Consider the following 15,899-nt stretch of genomic DNA (forward strand, 5'->3'; position numbering starts at 1 on the left):
TGATTGATTAGATAATTGCTTTAGAAAAACGCTAGGCATGTTAATATCAATTTAAAGTTAATTTAACAAAAATGACTGATGCTTGTAATATTAATAACAATTACTATTATATTCTTGATTTTCTCTTTAATACCATTATCCCGCAGTGAATATTGGTGGGTACGTATTTTTGACTTTCCAAGACTTCAATTTGTCACAGGCTTAATAGCATTACTATTATGCCAAATTACTTTTCTTGATTTGGCTGAAACTATCAGCTGGTTTATTTTAAGCCTGACATTTTTAATGCTTGGTTACCAAAGCTGGTGGATAGTCCCTTATACTAAACTCCACCCTAAAGAAGTGAAAAAAACAGATAAGTATCAACGTACTCAATCGATTAGTTTAATCACTGCCAATGTATTAATGCACAATCGCTCTTTTGAATGTTTAAAAAAAATAATACTTGATAAAGCCCCCGATATTTTTGTTACATTGGAATCAGATAAATGGTGGGAAAAACAACTCGACACACTAACTAACACTTACCCATATAGCATAAAATGTCCGCAAGATAATCTTTATGGAATGCATGTTTACTCAAAGCTTCCACTAGAAGATGGAAAAATTAGCTTTCGAGTAGAAAGTGATATTCCTTCAATAACAGCTATAATAAAATTACCAAATGGAAAAAAAATTACTGCTTTCTTTCTACATCCAGCGCCCCCTAGCCCAACTGAAAATGAGTCATCAATAGAAAGAGATGTAGAGTTAATATTAGTTGCAAAAGAGTCTGCCAATCATCAATTACCAGTGATAGTTACAGGAGATTTAAATGATGTGGCCTGGTCTGAAACCACACGGCTGTTCAGAAAACTCAGTGGACTACTTGATCCTAGAGTAGGCAGGGGATTGTTTAATACTTTTCACGCTGAATATTTTTTTATGCGCTGGCCATTAGATCATTTGTTTCATAGTAAACACTTTACTTTAAATCGTATTCAACGTTTACCTTATTTTGGTTCTGATCACTTTGCTATTTACACTGAGTTGCAACTCACTTCCAATTCATCAATGAGCGCTAATAATCATCTTGAAGCTATGTCTGAGGACAAAAAATGGGCGGCTCAGAAACTTGATTCTTTATAAAATAAAAAATATCTCTTTAAAATATATCATATAAAAATGCTAATTTAAGTTCTCAAATATCATAATAAAAATAAATAAATCTCTTTATACTCTCATGGTATAGCTAGTTAAGTTTTGTTGTTATTGAAATCAATCCATCTTATAACGTCTCTTCAATTCATCAAATGCTAAACAGGGAAAATAGGTATCTTCGAGTTTTCTCTTCCAGAAATAACAATATGGGTGAAGTAAAGCGATATCGCTTTTCTCTCCATATTTGCCAATACCTGAAAACGCATCTAAAGAATGCCCATATTCGCTACTTTTGATTGACTTTCTTAGGTAGGGTAATGATTCCTTTTTTAATATTGCAGTTATGGCATCTGTAGCAAAACGTCGAGTTTCGATATTTTTACTTTCCATTAATTCTAATATCCTATTTACCGTTTTACCTCCCTTGATTTTAGCTAAAGCTTTGATCGTTATGTATTTGTAGCTTATTGCTTGCGCTAAATTACTTAGTATGAATGCTTCTCCAGATACAGGCATTAACTCTTCAATTCTTGTTATAATCATTCTAAGTAAAAAGGTATTACTTTTTGGTAAATTACTGATAAGTAAGTTTTCTAGCTTAGTATTATTAATCTGTTTAGTCTTGGGACAGAATAGATTGAAGTATTCATCCCAATAACGTAAAACGGATTTGTTTAATTGGGTTCTAATAGCAACTAACGAACCACATTCTTCAAGCCAAAACAGAGTGGAAAGTCTATAGTGTATTTTAAATTGAGAACTTTGTTTCCTTAAATCATCAACCAACAATTTAGTAATACCAAAGTTTCTTTTATCATTAAGATCTTTTATTGCAAAGATACTCTGAATAAGCGCCTTCTCCATGCTAAACTTAGGCTCGCCTAATATAGCATGGGTATAAAGCTCAATATGCTCACATAAATAAACTTCTCTTAATTTTTCTATTATTTCTGTATTGGAAAGGTAGTTTCCTTCATTCATTTTTTTTGATAGGCTCAAGCTCCAGCGCTTACAAAAATCACTATTATCCTTTGAAACAATATGGTTGGAGTACAACTGATATGCTTGGAGACGCCAGCTCAAATAGTTAGCTTCATCTAAGGCAAATTCACTGAGTATATTTAAGTCTCCTTTATCGTTGAAAGCATTTAGTGTCCTTTGCCATTTAGTTGGTTTTTTATAACCTGCACCATACTGATTTTTTTCTATAAGCCATTCCAAACCTTCTGTTTTTTTTAGTTGACTAATAGCCTTAGAAACTTCCGGCAAAGAAAAGAAACGCCAATAAAGTACATTTGCCGCTTCATTTCTAACTCTAACAGACTTAGATTCAAGGGAACTTATTAATACAGGCACAGCTCTTTCATCTCGAATATATTTCAATAGTTGAATAAGTTCTATTTTCATTTTCTGTTCAGCTTTATCAAAAGCCCTAATTAGCATACTGAAATTTTCTCTTCTACGCATATGCTTTAGTTCAGAGACGAAATATTCTCCCAAATAGAAGTTCGAATAGGTCAGAGAATTTTCAAATAATTTTTCAAGTGTCCGTGTTTCATTCAACTTTTCGCTCTGTATTCCAAGTATTATATTTGCAGCCTCAACAGCCTCATCATTCTGATAAACTCTTAAGACAGGTCGCTGAATAAATATTACCCTTTTATCTTTAGCTAATTTTGTATTTTTATTACTATCTCTAGGCACAATGAGTAAGGTATTATTCGAGTTCGTTAACCGTTTACGGGAAAACAACTGATATTTGGTATGTTTGAATCTAACTGTTTTGCCAAGGATATTATTAGCTCCCTTTAAAACATCCTTAACTTTAACTTGGATGCCATTTTCATTTATTATTACTTTTCCAACATATACATCCACAGGCTCAGCAAGACGTTGATTTAAGGGGAAATCTTGAATTTTGTAAGCTAAAACTTCGTTAACATCTCCCAATAAGAAAAAAAATAAGGCTAGCTTAACAATGTCGCTAAAAAACTCTTTCATATTTAACATCTCTTTTTTCACCAATACGTATTTAATTTAGCTAACATGAATAGACTCCAATAATACGATAAAAATCATCCTTTCTATCCACAGTGTTTTGGTGTCTTAACTCAAAACTCAATGACAAAGTTTTAATCATTTTAACTTTAATAATCCTTGTGTTTTTTTCATATAAAATTTCTAAAAACATTATCTGTTGCTCTTCAATATCTTTAAATAGCGCCTTAACATATTCAAGCGTGCAACCATGTTTCGATGATTTTTTTACCTGATTAAAGTCAACATATTTTTGAAGAAATTCAACATCATTTTTCTGTACCGCTTTAACAAATGAAAAAATTACTAGCCTTGGGTTAATAGCTTTCAGCTAGAGAATAAAAACTTATCATAACAGCAAGAAATAGTGCTAAAAACAAGAGCCCCCTTCATCATTTACCTTTAATATATGAGTTCTTTAGCTATACAAAAAGAAAAGATGCACATAAAACGGCCTCTAGCTAACTAATTGGTACTTTTATCTTATGTTTTATGGGCAAACATTAATAATTCGATAAGTCGTATCTCTTGGGTTTTCTTCTGACTTTTTAATTTCCGCAGCCTCAAATAAGATATTCATCGGCTCAACCATATAAATCAACATTGGTTCATCATTTAAATCTGAAAACTTAATTTCATCTACTTTAATTTTTTTAAATAAATCGATGAGTTCTTTTTTAGTATAAGGGTGGCATGGTGAACCAGCGATAGACTTCATATTAATAATATTTAAAAACTTAGCTTCATTATTACTATGAGCCGCTCTAACTGCCTCGACCAAAGTAGCTGAAGGAGTTATTTGATCTGCCACAGCTATGAACGCAGCAGTAAGTATTATCACTGAAATTAGCTTTTTCATATAGCTTATAGTTAACTTCATCGTTTTAATTCCTTACCAATATCTATTTCAGTGTAATATTTAATACGTTGCTGATTAAGATAACTCAAACAAACGTTTTTGTTAATAACACTGCTTCCATTAGCAGCCGTCGAGCCGGCGACCACTTCATAACATTTCTTATCACGAAATTTTTTCCAAGCTGTAAATGTTTCTTTTTTGGCTGCTATAAAATCAGGTAAGACAATATAAGTAGAAGAATATTTTGTTCCATAACTTTCAACTTTTTCCAGGTAATTTTGAAACACTGTTTCTAGCCGCAAATTAGTACGCTTCAGCTTATTCCACTCACAGTCAGATAGATGATTAGTAGTCTTAGGGCGATCACATGATGTTTTTTTGAGCTCAGCGAACAATGGAGCCAACTCATCAATACGCGTTTGATACATTAATATCAAACAATTTTTGTCACATATTTTATTATTTCTTTTCTCAAGCCAAGCTCTTTGTTCAACCTGAACAAGACTATGCTTCTTATCACCAATCAGTTCAAATCTTAATCCAGAGTATATCTTATTTAATTTATCATCCAATTTCGCCAATTCATTATCAGAGCAAATCAATTTCTCAACCGATAAACTAGCTTTTTTACACCATAAAGGCAAACCATAACTCATTTGAGAAAATAACAATAGGCCTGTTATTGAATATATTTTTATCATTTTCAACCTTTCTCATAAAATTTGAATATTTTCGCAATGATTATTAACATATTAATTAATAGCTCAATAAAATTCACCTTCAACTTCTATATCAGTATAATATTGAATACGTTTTTTATTGAGATTAGTTAAACAACTTCTCTGGCCTGACTTAGCATTTTTTGCTGTCGTCCCAGCAGTTATTTCAGCACACTTCATATCACGAAATTTCTTCCAGGCTGAAAATGTTGCTTCTTTAGCTACTAAGTATTTTTCTATATCAGTATAGTAATGCATAGTATGTTTATCTGAGTAACTTTTAATTTCTCTCAGATAATTTTGAAATACCACTTCTAACTGTTTATCAGTATGTTTTTTCTTTTCCCATTCACAACTAGATAAGTGGCTTGCACCTTTGGGACGATCACAAGATGTCTTTTTAAGCGTTTCAAACAATGGAGCCAACTCATCAATACGCGTTTGATACATTAATATCAAACAATTTTTGTCACATATTTTATTATTTCTTTTCTCAAGCCAAGCTCTTTGTTCAACCTGAACAAGACTATGCTTATTATCACCAATCAGCTCAAATCTTAATCCAGAGTATATCTTATTTAATTTATCATCCAATTTCGCCAATTCATTATCAGAGCAAATCAATTTCTCAACCGATAAACTAGCTTTTTTACACCATAAAGGTAAACCATAACTCATTTGAGAAAATAACAGTAAACCAGCTATAAAACAGACTTTTATCATTTGCAATCTCATCGCAGTGTATCCTCATTCAGAATATTATTAACCTCAACACATCAAGCTTATAACTAAAAAGCGGCAAAAACATGGGCTTAACGTGAAGAGTTCATGATTATTAATGCTAGTTATGAACCATTAGTAATTTTATTTATGTTCACTATTAATAGCCTTAAAAATTTACCTTGACATAGAAATAATTTTATAACTCTCTTCCACCTTATCTATTTCAAAATTTAAGTTAAGATGCTTTTGTGAGAAAGGCCATAGCACTCTATAATATATACCAGACTCTTTTGTTGGAAACTTAGATAATATAAAGAAGTTGAGTCTCTTATCATTAAATACTCCCTTTTTAACTTTAATATTATGAAAAAATATCTTGTATAGCTTATAACTGTAGTCACCTTTAGTATATTGCATCAATGGAGTATAGTGACTAAATACTGCTTCAAGAGAAATTTCACCATTATTTTTTTTATGCCAAGGTATCATATTATCTTCGGTAAAGGCATTGACAGATTTTTTAAGTTCAGGAAATATTATCAATGACTCATCATTTGAATAAACTAATGATGGTATCATGAATATTAGAACAAGTAGTTTTCTCATTATTATAATCCTTTAAAAGATTTTTAGATAAACTGATAAATTTTATTATAAATCGTTCAAACATAATCTATTGTAAATTATTTGTAAAACCGCTCTACATTAAATAAAGCACGATATTCAAACACTATAGATTTGGTCAGAAGGCCAAAATATTTTTAGTTAGCATCATTTATTTTTTATATTGCAACCACCAGTTATGCATTGCTTTAAACATATCGGTTAAATCTATCGCTTTTTGTGTTGCGGTATATTCAACTCAGGAGGGGAACCTCCGCATAAACTTTACGATGAATAAGGCCATCTTTTTCTAACGTTCTAAGCTGATTGGTTAACATTGTTTGAGTAATACCATCAACTAATCGGCGCAATTCGTTAAAGTGTTTTATTCCTTGAAAAATTAAAATTTGCAAAATTATCAACTTCCATTTTCCTCCTATAAGCTTGGCAATATCTGGCATTGGACAGGATTCAAATTTGCCTGTATTGTCTTTTTTATTTTCAGTCACTTTTTAATTCCTTAGTATCATTTTTGATACTATATATAATAAAACTGCCTACTTGTAAAATTAAACCAAGCAAATATGTTGTCAACTAATACTTAAACAAAGGCAAAACAAATGGCAATCAAGGTTTACACTATAAGTGGGGTGCCTAGGGGCTGGCGTGTTCTTGTGGGATTAGCTTTAAAGGAAATTGAATATGATGTTCAATATTTACAAGGATCAACAAACGAACATAGGGCACCAGCTTTCCTTAAAATAAACCCATGAGGCATGGTCCCAGTAATCGAACATAATGGACTCATCATTCATGATTCTATTGCGATATTAGCGTGGCTTGATCGGCAATATCCAGACAAGCCCTTATTTGGCCAAACCAATGAAGAAGCCAAACACATATGGCAACTAACAATGGAGTCGTGTGATTATTTGCGTAATTATATGAGCCAGCTTCTAAAGCCGATATTCTTTGGGAATTTAACTCTCACAAAAGAAAGCACACCAGAAATGATAGCTTTTCGGCAAGCAAGTGATAACTTACACTCAGAATGCGCCTATGTGGAACAACAATTAGATATTAACTCTTTTTTTATTGGAAAAAAACCAGTGCAGTTGAAGCCATTATTTTTCCAGAGATATGTTTGCTCCAACGAGGAATCGAACAAAAACCGGACATCATGCGTGCTGCGGGATTTGTTCGACTAGCCGAACGCTACCCTAAACTATCTGCTTGGAAAGATCGTGTCAGTGCGCTTCCCAATATCAATAAAACTCTGCCACATCACTGGAATCAATAATAAGGATATTTTAAAATGAATACTGAAAATTATCAGAAGAGTATTGTGGTGAATACAACTTTGAATAAAGCTTATCAAGCAATTACTAACAAATATTCACAGTGGTAGACACCATATAAAGGTGCTTTTAATAAACCAGGTGATAAAATAACTTTCAGATTTCCACCGCAAGAGTCCTATTGGATATTTGAAGCTAAAAAACTTATTCCTGAAAAACGGTTAAGCTCCTATGTGTAGAAGCACATCATATACTTCTAGATAAACCTAACGCATCTAAAACAGAGTGGTTAGATTCTTTTCTTCATTTTAATATTGAAACTGTTGGAAAATATACTCGTATTACTTTGCTTCATGAAGGCTTGACCCCAACATAAGATTGCTTTGAATTTTGCGAAGCAGGATGGGATCACTTTTTTCTCAATAGCCTTCAAAAATACCTAGACACTGGGGTTGGTGATCCATATCAGAGTTAATTAAAAAGTACCGTTCAGAATGAGTTGCTATCAATAAAAGTGTCAGCATAAACATTATAACGACTAGCATGAATTTATATTAAATCTGACTTGATAAATCCATTGGTTTCAAAAAAAGTATTAATAAGCACTAAAGAAGAACTTGATCACCTGATAAAAGTTTTAACCCTATTACTAAAGCCTTAAATCACAGACAAGCTAATTCAAAAAAATAAACGTCATAAAAAATTAAGATACAGGTAATAGATAGAAAAAACGGCGCAAATGCGCCGTCTATGTTGGAAGAATCTCTATTAATTTGTTAATTGATGTTTTGCGGCATAAGCTTCTGTCTGCTTCCAAACACGCATTAGATTCCCAGATAAAATCTTGGCAATATCTTTTTCGCTATATCCCCTATCAATAAACCCTTGAATTAAGTTAGGGTAGGTTGCAACGTCTTTAAGCCCTTCAGGTAAACTGTCACCAACACCATCATAATCAGAACCAATACCAACATGATCAATACCAGTAAGTTTAATAACATGATCATAGTGATCTAAGACATCATTCAATTTAGCGTATTGAAATGGTGTTTTTTCTCGATATTGCTTAGCAAAAGCTTTTACTTCATCACTATTTCTTTCGAGGTTATTTTCTGCCATAAAGATTTCACGAGCAGCTTTGTATTTATCATAATTTTCAATTGATGATTGCGACACAAAAGTAGAGCCAAAATTAATTTGTATTACCCCACCTTTTTTAGCTAATAGCTTGATCATATCGTCACTCATATTTCGCTCAAAACCAGGCGTAAAATGTCTTGCGGATGAATGAGATGCAATAACAGGCACTTGGCTGATTTCCATTACCTGATAAAAAGCATCATCAGATACATGTGAAATATCGACCATCATGCCTATTTTGTTCATTTCGAGCACTAATTTCTTGCCAAAGTCAGTTAACCCTTTTGCAGGTCTTTCTTTATCATAAGATGAGTCTGAAATATGATTTGCTTTGGAGTGAGCAAGCGTAATATAACGAATACCTCTATTATAGAAATGTTGAAGATTTTCGATTTTTCCTTCAATTGGACTACCATTCTCCATTCCCATAGGTAATGATATTAAACCTTTGGCAAAATTATTCTCTACGTCAGTCGAAGTATAAGCTTTAGCATATTTTTTAGGGTTTTTCGTAATCAACTCTTCTACCATATCAATCAACTCGTTAGCTAATTGATAGCTAGCCCCTGCTTTTTTTTGTAAATTAGCCGGGATATAAATTGACATAAATGGTGCATCTAAGCCACCTTCAACTGCCCGTGGATAGTCAAATTCGCCATGTTCGGTTGAGTGAGCAACATCTTCATAGCGGCTACTTAATCGCATTGGAACATCAATATGAGTATCAGTAATAATATATTTTTTTGCTAATTCTTTAGCATCCAATTGTTTTTTCTTTTCAACCGACGTCTGTACCTGCACAACAGGTTTATTATTTTTTTCTTCTGCTTTTGAATGTGTTTGATTATCTTGACAAGCAACCAAACCAAATGCTGAAACAACAGTTAAAGTTGAAGCCAACATTAGTCGAGAAGCAAGAAGGATGTTTATTTGTTTCATTATTCTTCTCTATAGAGCCCTTAAAGAAGGCTTACTTTGCCTACTCAAAGTTTAAAAGTCAAATAACTGACTTATCTATTTTATGAATACACAAAAAAGAATAAAGGTATAGCTAAAGCAAATATATTAATACTAATTAACGAGTAACTTAGTATTATTTACTTTTCTCCATGCTAATAGTGTATAAATACAAGAGGCTTTTCGTGTCATACGCTAACTGCGCCTGTTGTTAAACAGATGAGTGACCTTACCTATTTTACTTAAGAAGAATAGTTTTTATCTAAAAGACAGGGTAAGCAATGAATAATAGAATATTTTCAGCTTTCTCTATCTATCAGATGATGGCCACTAAAATACCAGTCAAGGTTTTGCAGCATTGTTAGATTTTACTCATAAAAGAGAAGTGGATACTTTATTAATAGAACAAGCTTAAAAAGCTTCTGAGGTTTTATTAATTATTTTTTATTTGAAAACTTTTTAATTTTTTTGCGATTTCGTCTCGCTTTTTCTAATAATTCTTCAGTCACTTTTTTCTTACGACCTTCATACGGGTTTTTACTTTCTTTTAACTCAAATTTAATCGGTGTACCAACTATTTTTAATGCTTCTCTAAAACTTTTTTCTAAGTAACGTAAGTAAGAGTTAGGCAGTGATTTTGTTTGATTACCGTGAATAACAATTCTCGGCGGGTTATGTCCACCAGGATGTGCATATCTCAATTTAATTTTAAAACGTCCACCAGTGGGCGGCTGATGCTTAGCAACAGTCATTTCAAGAATACGGGTTAATTTAGATGCGCTCATTTGAACTCTTGCACTAGCATAAGCTTCATCGACAGCATCCCATAAATGCCCAACATTGGTTCCATGCATAGCAGAAATGAATTTTATTCGAGCAAAATCAGCAAAATAAAGACGGCGATTAATGGCTTCTTTCACATCAATTCGTTTTTCTTCAGGCAAGTTATCCCATTTGTTAATACCAAGCACCAAAGAGCGCCCTGCATCAATCGCAAAACCAAGCAAGTTTAAATCTTGTTCTGTGATGCCTTCTCTGGCATCAAATATCATAATGACAACATTTGCATCATTAATCGCTTGCAAAGTTTTTAATACCGAAAACTTTTCAACCGCCTCATGCACTTTACCCCGTTTTCTGACACCAGCGGTATCAATTAACGTATATTTTTTATCCCGTCGTTCCATTTCAATATAAATGGAATCTCTTGTTGTTCCGGGCATATCAAACACAACAACCCGATCTTCACCAAGCATTCGGTTGACAAGCGTTGATTTCCCTACATTAGGCCGACCTATAATGGCTAGTTTAGGACCTTGTTCTACACCATCAACTTCTGTTGTCGTTTCTTCATTTTTTTCTGTTGATAAGGTATTAGATGCAGGCAGAATAATGGTTTCAATGAGCTTACCCACACCGCGTCCATGAGCCGCAGCAATGGCTGAAACAGATTGAAAACCAAGGGAGTAAAAGTCAGCGAGTAGGGTATTTTGATCGAGACCATCGATTTTATTCACAACTAAATGAATCTCTTTATTTTCAGCACGAAGTTGTTGTGCGATAGATTCATCAGTTGGCGTTAGTCCTTCACGAGCACTAACAATAAACAAGGTAATATCAGCTTCTCTAACGGCTTGCATAGATTGTTCAGCCATCAAGCCATCGACTCCAACTTCTCCTCCAGTAATACCACCAGTATCAATAATAATGAACGGCTTTTCACTAAAAGTTGCATGTCCATATTGGCGATCACGCGTTAGCCCAGGCAAGTCAGCAACTAAGGCATCCCTGGTACGGGTAAATCGATTAAACAGTGTTGATTTACCAACATTGGGGCGCCCTACCAGGGCAATTACAGGAAGCATCTAAAAACCTATTCTTTTGTTACCGCGTAGAGCGTACCACTGTGCCCCAACAAAATGACTTTATTTTCAATAACTAATGGAACTGCACTTATTCCATCAGAATCAATATGTTTTCTGCTTTGCATAGTGCCATCTTTTCTCGATAGCCAGTGTATATAACCTTCAAAATCAGCAACAACGATAGAATCACCAAGTGCTACCGGCGCAGATAACTGGCGTCTATGTAGCGCCTTTTGCGTCCATAACATCACTCCGTTGCTTCGATTGACAGCACTCACATAACTATTTTCATGGGTCACTAATAGCAATAACTCTGATAATGAAATTTCTTGATAGGTCGACAACTCTCTTTGCCAGATAATTTGACCATTACTCGCTTCAATATTAGCTAAATTGCCGTTATAGGCCGCCACAAAAACATTACTGCCAGAAACTAAAGGCTTAATATCAACATCAACTAACTTTTGTATTTCTGAACTACCAACAGGAGCGGTAATGGTTCTATCCCAAGCAACTCTGCCGTTGTCTAAAAGAAAAACGCCTAGTTTACCATTAGAAAACCCAGAGATAACTCCTCCACCAACGATAACAGGGGCAGAGTCTCCTCTCAGCGTCAAGCTTGGCATAGATTGATCGGTAATCCACTTTTGTTCGCCTGTAACAACATCAAAAGCCGTTAGCTTGTCATCAACACTCCTGACAACCACATAACCATCACCGACAGCAGGACTAGCAATCACCTCACTAGAAACTGGCTTGCGCCATTTTTCACTACCATCTTTTACATCTAAAACAATGACTTCACCCTGCTGTGTACCTAATGCAACAACATTGCTCGCTACCGCTGGGCCACCACCAATGGCAACGTTTAGCTCAACCCGCCAAATGATATCTCCATTATCTGGATTAATCGCGGCAACCACACCAGAGCCGTCAGCAGCAAATATTTTATCGTAAGCATAAACAGGAGAGATTTTGACGGTTTTATCAAATGTGCCATCTCCTAGATCTGTTTCCCAAAGAACACCTGTTTCAAACTGGTTATCCAAATCAACTAAAGGATCTGGCTCATAAATATCAACGTCATCACTACAGCCAGAGAGCATTAAAAAGACTACGAATAAAGCCCACCACAACGGACGCATTATTTATTTTCCTCAGTTGATTGCTCTTCAGACGCAGGCTTTTCTTTAATCGCTGTTTCTTCGCTGTTTTTTTCAGCAACGGCTTTTTCTTCAGCAGGTGTTTCAGTCGCCTTATTAGAGTCTTCTTTTTCTGAAGTAATCGATGAGCTTGCAATGCTGATACCTTCTGAAGCACTCAGCTGATCAATTTTAAATTGCAAACTTGGATGTTTTGCCACCATATCAACATCTGCCATTGCTATTTTATATGCCGCGAGCGCTTGGTCTTTTTTATCTAACGCTAATAAAGCATCTCCTTCAACCAAACTTGCTAAAGCACTATAACCAGACTCTTTATCAACTTTCACTAAAGGAAGAGCATCTGCCGCTTTATCCTGCTGAATAAAGATTCTTGCTAGTCGAATCTTAGCTACTGGTGTTAACTCATTATCGGGATGGTTATCAATAATCCACGTTAATTCCGCAGCCGCCTTACTTAACTCATTAGCATCTACAGCCAATTTAGCCAACTGAAATGAAGATAGGATAGCGTAACTGGTTTTAGGGTACTGACTTTTAACTGCTTTTGCACTTTCAGCCAAACCCGTTTTATCTTCTGACTTAAGCACTTCAGTCACTTTCATATAAAGATCAGAAGCCGCAGCTTGATGTGCTACTTCTTTTTCAGTCCAATACTTCCAGCCGGCAAAGCCAGCTAAACCGATAACGGCTCCAATAATTAGCGGAGTGCCATTTTCACTCCACCACTCTTTTAATTTTTCTACTTGTTGTTCTTCTGTATCGTAACTCACATGAAACTCCCAAAATTAATTATTTTTAATTCGTACTAGCGTTGAACTCATTACTCGTTTATTAAAGTACTCACAATATTTGTGATAATTGTTCAATCAAATCGCTTTGAGACAGCGTTATCTGCTGTTTATCTTCTCTTAAAAACTTAATACCAACTGCTTGGTTTTTAATTTCATCGTCACCCAAAATCAAAGCGATTTTAGCTGAAGATTTATCCGCTTTTTTTAGCTGTTTTTTAAAGTTACCGCCACCGCAGTGTTGTTGAAACTTAATTAAAGGATAGGAATCGCGTAATTTTTCAATATAAACGCCTCCAGCGGCCTCAGCAGTTTCACCTAAAGTGCAAATGTAGACATCAACGGGCAAAGAAAGTTTTGCAGATAAATCAGATTGCTGTTCTAACAATAGAATAATTCTCTCTAACCCCATTGCAAAACCGCAACCTGGTGTTGCCTGACCTCCTAGCTGTTCGACAAGGCCATCATACCGTCCACCAGCACAAATAGTGCCTTGAGCCCCCAAACTACTAGTCACCCACTCAAAAACCGTTCGATTATAATAATCTAGGCCACGGACTAATGTTGGGTTAATCACATATGCAATATCTAACTGCTCCAATTTTTCACATAGTAATGTAAAGTGGCGTTTAGATTCTTCATCTAAATGTTCAGTCAACTTGGGGGCAGCGCTTATTAACTCTTTAAGCGCAGGATTTTTGCTGTCCAGAATCCTCAATGGGTTTGACTTTAAGCGGCGCTGGCTATCTTCATCTAATAATTCAAAATTTTCTGTAAAATATTCAACCAGCAGAGCTTTATAAGCTTCTCGTGCCTGATTACTGCCTAAGGAATTAAGTTGTAGCTCAACATCATCGGCAAAACCAAGTGTCTTCCATAGTCTGGCAGTTAACGCGATCAATTCAGCATCTATGTCTGGCCCATTAAAACCAAAGGATTCTGCACCAAATTGATGAAACTGACGATATCGACCTTTCTGTGGTTTTTCTCGTCGAAACATAGGCCCCATATACCAGAGCCGCTGCTGTTGATTGTATAAAAGGCCATTTTGAATACCCGCCCTAACACAAGCGGCCGTGCCTTCTGGCCGCATTGTCAGGCTATCTTCGCCTTTATCAACGAAGGTATACATTTCTTTTTCAACAATATCGGTTACTTCACCAATAGAACGGCAAAACAATTGAGTATTCTCAACAATAGGTGTTCGTATTTCAGAATAGCCATAACTAGAGACAACTTGACGTATACATGCTTCTAAATGCTGCCAAATTGGCGACATTTCAGGTAAACAATCATTCATTCCTTTTATGGCTTGAAAAGCTTTACTCAATGTTTTTTCCTGGGTGGCTAAAATTAAACGCGCAATTATAGCCTAATTTCTACCCGGAAACAGTGCCGATACCGTTTAATTTAGCTAATTCAGAGTGAAAATGAACAGATCCGCCTAATACCTATTAAGAATTGAGCATTTATGCGCTTTTTTCTGGCCATTTGGGTGGGACAACGAAGAATAATTCGGTCGAATAAAATTGGTTGCTCGAATACTTGGTTGCATATTTTGATGGTATTTCTTTAAAAAGACTAATTAAAATAGGATGAGTTGAGTTAACAAAGTGATTTTTCACTGAAGCCAGTAATGCATTAGGCTGCAACAAATACTCACCATTTTTAATATTCGGAGAAAGCCAATGCGGTTTGGCTAGAATAGACCACAACGTACCCGGCTCAGTTATTTTTTCTAACGCATCTTCTCTGAGCCAAAAACCTTGATTATGATTTAAATGAGCCCCTACTGGCGGCCTCATTTTAGTATCCAAAGGGTAAAACAAATAACCCAGTAAACATATTTGTGCCTGAACTTGTGTAACGCCTTTACCAGCCAATACATTCATACCAGCTTTCATCTGTGATAGTTGGGACTGTTGAGTGAGCAATTTATTATATTTTTTATCTAATCGATCACGTGTAGCGGGTCCAATCCACTGTTTAAGTAATGTTGTCTCACCCGATGATTCATTATGCGTGAAATCATTATTAAGCGCAGGAACCCCCAAGTAATATTTAACAGCAACTTCAAGATGATAGTGAGCTTTGTCAGCTAAACTGCCATAAATAAAATCAAACTCTCCAAGTGTTTCTTTGTCTGCGATAACTTGGCAATTTTTGCCTACTAAATGATAGTCGGGATAGTGATTTAAAAAAAATGACCAAAGCGCCTCAAAGTAGGTCCCTAACATAAACAAATTTTTATCTGTCAGGTAGTTAACTAGTCGTTCTGGTTTTCTATCTAATTCAGCTAACCAGCTTTCCTTCACTTTAAAATATTGATCAACCAGTCTGGCAGAATTCAAACTAGGCTTGTCACTAGCAGATGTTTGCATAATACCTGGCGATAACAAAACCCACGCTAAGTCCCGAACATATTGATTACTATACCTCAACAGACTTTTCATATTAATAATTCATTGCGTAAATGACTTTTTTATTCAATGTGTTTTTCATTTCTCTTTTACATTGCCCATTGACCTGAGACAGGGCTCGCATAATTAAAATCACTTACATTCACTTAAGCAAAGTAGCGATATCCATTATAAGGATTAAAAA

General features: G+C 34.9%; 17 protein-coding genes. 4 read left to right on the plus strand and 13 right to left on the minus strand.

Annotation, left to right across the window (positions count from 1 at the left end; genetic code table 11):
- Positions 1-78 precede the first annotated feature (78 nt).
- Positions 79-1,128 carry an endonuclease/exonuclease/phosphatase family protein gene (locus ACT5E3_RS18870; RefSeq protein WP_444995105.1) on the plus strand — a complete coding sequence of 350 codons (1,050 nt, stop codon included), beginning with the start codon at positions 79-81 and terminating at the stop codon, positions 1,126-1,128.
- A 129-nt stretch (positions 1,129-1,257) separates the two neighbouring features.
- Here the strand turns inward: ACT5E3_RS18870 and ACT5E3_RS18875 are convergent, their stop codons facing one another.
- From ACT5E3_RS18875 to ACT5E3_RS18905, 7 genes are all read right to left on the minus strand, one after another.
- Positions 1,258-3,141 carry a HEAT repeat domain-containing protein gene (locus ACT5E3_RS18875; RefSeq protein ID WP_444995106.1) on the minus strand — a complete coding sequence of 628 codons (1,884 nt, stop codon included), beginning with the start codon at positions 3,139-3,141 and terminating at the stop codon, positions 1,258-1,260.
- Between the two features lie 40 nt (positions 3,142-3,181).
- Entirely contained in the window at positions 3,182-3,508 is a 327-nt protein-coding gene (locus tag ACT5E3_RS18880) for a DUF2939 domain-containing protein (RefSeq protein ID WP_444998614.1), read from the minus strand.
- Positions 3,509-3,667: 159 nt separating this feature from the next.
- The gene (locus ACT5E3_RS18885; RefSeq protein WP_444995107.1) at positions 3,668-4,057 is read right to left on the minus strand and encodes a hypothetical protein; all 390 of its coding nucleotides are present in this window, start codon (positions 4,055-4,057) and stop codon (positions 3,668-3,670) included.
- Positions 4,054-4,737, minus strand: coding sequence for a lysozyme inhibitor LprI family protein (locus ACT5E3_RS18890; RefSeq protein WP_444995108.1), 684 nt, complete (start codon positions 4,735-4,737; stop codon positions 4,054-4,056). Before ACT5E3_RS18890 ends, ACT5E3_RS18885 begins: the two co-directional genes overlap by 4 nt.
- Positions 4,738-4,800: 63 nt before the next feature.
- On the minus strand, positions 4,801-5,478 hold the full coding sequence (locus ACT5E3_RS18895; protein WP_444995109.1) for a lysozyme inhibitor LprI family protein: 678 nt from the start codon (positions 5,476-5,478) through the stop codon (positions 4,801-4,803).
- Between the two features lie 174 nt (positions 5,479-5,652).
- Complete coding sequence (locus tag ACT5E3_RS18900; RefSeq protein WP_444995110.1) at positions 5,653-6,084, minus strand: hypothetical protein; 432 nt, start codon at positions 6,082-6,084, stop codon at positions 5,653-5,655.
- Positions 6,085-6,335: 251 nt separating this feature from the next.
- Positions 6,336-6,590, minus strand: coding sequence for a winged helix-turn-helix transcriptional regulator (locus ACT5E3_RS18905; RefSeq protein ID WP_444995111.1), 255 nt, complete (start codon positions 6,588-6,590; stop codon positions 6,336-6,338).
- Positions 6,591-6,701: 111 nt separating this feature from the next.
- On the opposite strand from ACT5E3_RS18905, the gene ACT5E3_RS18910 reads away from it, so the two are divergent.
- The 3 genes from ACT5E3_RS18910 to ACT5E3_RS18920 are packed head-to-tail and all read left to right on the plus strand — an operon-like array spanning position 6,702 to position 7,381.
- Entirely contained in the window at positions 6,702-6,854 is a 153-nt protein-coding gene (locus tag ACT5E3_RS18910) for a hypothetical protein (protein ID WP_444995112.1), read from the plus strand.
- Between the two features lie 3 nt (positions 6,855-6,857).
- Entirely contained in the window at positions 6,858-7,289 is a 432-nt protein-coding gene (locus ACT5E3_RS18915) for a glutathione S-transferase family protein (protein WP_444995113.1), read from the plus strand.
- Positions 7,226-7,381 (plus strand): hypothetical protein, encoded by a 156-nt coding sequence (locus ACT5E3_RS18920; protein WP_444998633.1) that lies wholly within the window; start codon positions 7,226-7,228, stop codon positions 7,379-7,381. The genes ACT5E3_RS18915 and ACT5E3_RS18920 overlap by 64 nt, the downstream gene beginning before the upstream one ends.
- A 766-nt stretch (positions 7,382-8,147) precedes the next feature.
- Here the strand turns inward: ACT5E3_RS18920 and ACT5E3_RS18925 are convergent.
- The 6 genes from ACT5E3_RS18925 to ACT5E3_RS18950 form a co-directional block, all read right to left on the minus strand.
- Complete coding sequence (locus tag ACT5E3_RS18925; protein ID WP_444995114.1) at positions 8,148-9,458, minus strand: dipeptidase; 1,311 nt, start codon at positions 9,456-9,458, stop codon at positions 8,148-8,150.
- Between the two features lie 455 nt (positions 9,459-9,913).
- On the minus strand, positions 9,914-11,341 hold the full coding sequence (gene der / locus ACT5E3_RS18930; protein ID WP_444995115.1) for a ribosome biogenesis GTPase Der: 1,428 nt from the start codon (positions 11,339-11,341) through the stop codon (positions 9,914-9,916).
- Positions 11,342-11,349: 8 nt separating this feature from the next.
- Complete coding sequence (gene bamB / locus ACT5E3_RS18935; RefSeq protein WP_444995116.1) at positions 11,350-12,486, minus strand: outer membrane protein assembly factor BamB; 1,137 nt, start codon at positions 12,484-12,486, stop codon at positions 11,350-11,352.
- Positions 12,486-13,277: a YfgM family protein gene (locus ACT5E3_RS18940; protein ID WP_444995117.1), complete on the minus strand. Its 792-nt coding sequence runs from the start codon at positions 13,275-13,277 to the stop codon at positions 12,486-12,488. Before ACT5E3_RS18940 ends, bamB begins: the two co-directional genes overlap by 1 nt.
- Positions 13,278-13,347: 70 nt before the next feature.
- The gene (gene hisS / locus ACT5E3_RS18945) at positions 13,348-14,625 is read right to left on the minus strand and encodes a histidine--tRNA ligase (protein WP_444995118.1); all 1,278 of its coding nucleotides are present in this window, start codon (positions 14,623-14,625) and stop codon (positions 13,348-13,350) included.
- 139 nt (positions 14,626-14,764) lie between these two features.
- A complete protein-coding gene (locus ACT5E3_RS18950; RefSeq protein WP_444995119.1) occupies positions 14,765-15,748 on the minus strand; it encodes a DUF1853 family protein in 984 nt (327 codons plus the stop codon).
- Positions 15,749-15,899 lie beyond the last annotated feature (151 nt).

The organism is Aliikangiella litoralis (genome assembly GCF_052495765.1).

What these genes read in the sequence shown, in the direction of transcription:
- ACT5E3_RS18870 (WP_444995105.1), top strand. Translation starts at nt 79, where the DNA reads ATGCTTGTAATATTAATAACAATTACTATTATATTCTTGATTTTCTCT.
- ACT5E3_RS18875 (WP_444995106.1), bottom strand. Translation starts at nt 3,141, where the DNA reads ATGAAAGAGTTTTTTAGCGACATTGTTAAGCTAGCCTTATTTTTTTTC.
- ACT5E3_RS18885 (WP_444995107.1), bottom strand. Translation starts at nt 4,057, where the DNA reads ATGAAGTTAACTATAAGCTATATGAAAAAGCTAATTTCAGTGATAATA.
- ACT5E3_RS18890 (WP_444995108.1), bottom strand. Translation starts at nt 4,737, where the DNA reads ATGATAAAAATATATTCAATAACAGGCCTATTGTTATTTTCTCAAATG.
- ACT5E3_RS18895 (WP_444995109.1), bottom strand. Translation starts at nt 5,478, where the DNA reads ATGATAAAAGTCTGTTTTATAGCTGGTTTACTGTTATTTTCTCAAATG.
- ACT5E3_RS18900 (WP_444995110.1), bottom strand. Translation starts at nt 6,084, where the DNA reads ATGAGAAAACTACTTGTTCTAATATTCATGATACCATCATTAGTTTAT.
- ACT5E3_RS18910 (WP_444995112.1), top strand. Translation starts at nt 6,702, where the DNA reads ATGGCAATCAAGGTTTACACTATAAGTGGGGTGCCTAGGGGCTGGCGT.
- ACT5E3_RS18915 (WP_444995113.1), top strand. Translation starts at nt 6,858, where the DNA reads ATGGTCCCAGTAATCGAACATAATGGACTCATCATTCATGATTCTATT.
- ACT5E3_RS18925 (WP_444995114.1), bottom strand. Translation starts at nt 9,458, where the DNA reads ATGAAACAAATAAACATCCTTCTTGCTTCTCGACTAATGTTGGCTTCA.
- der (WP_444995115.1), bottom strand. Translation starts at nt 11,341, where the DNA reads ATGCTTCCTGTAATTGCCCTGGTAGGGCGCCCCAATGTTGGTAAATCA.
- bamB (WP_444995116.1), bottom strand. Translation starts at nt 12,486, where the DNA reads ATGCGTCCGTTGTGGTGGGCTTTATTCGTAGTCTTTTTAATGCTCTCT.
- ACT5E3_RS18950 (WP_444995119.1), bottom strand. Translation starts at nt 15,748, where the DNA reads ATGAAAAGTCTGTTGAGGTATAGTAATCAATATGTTCGGGACTTAGCG.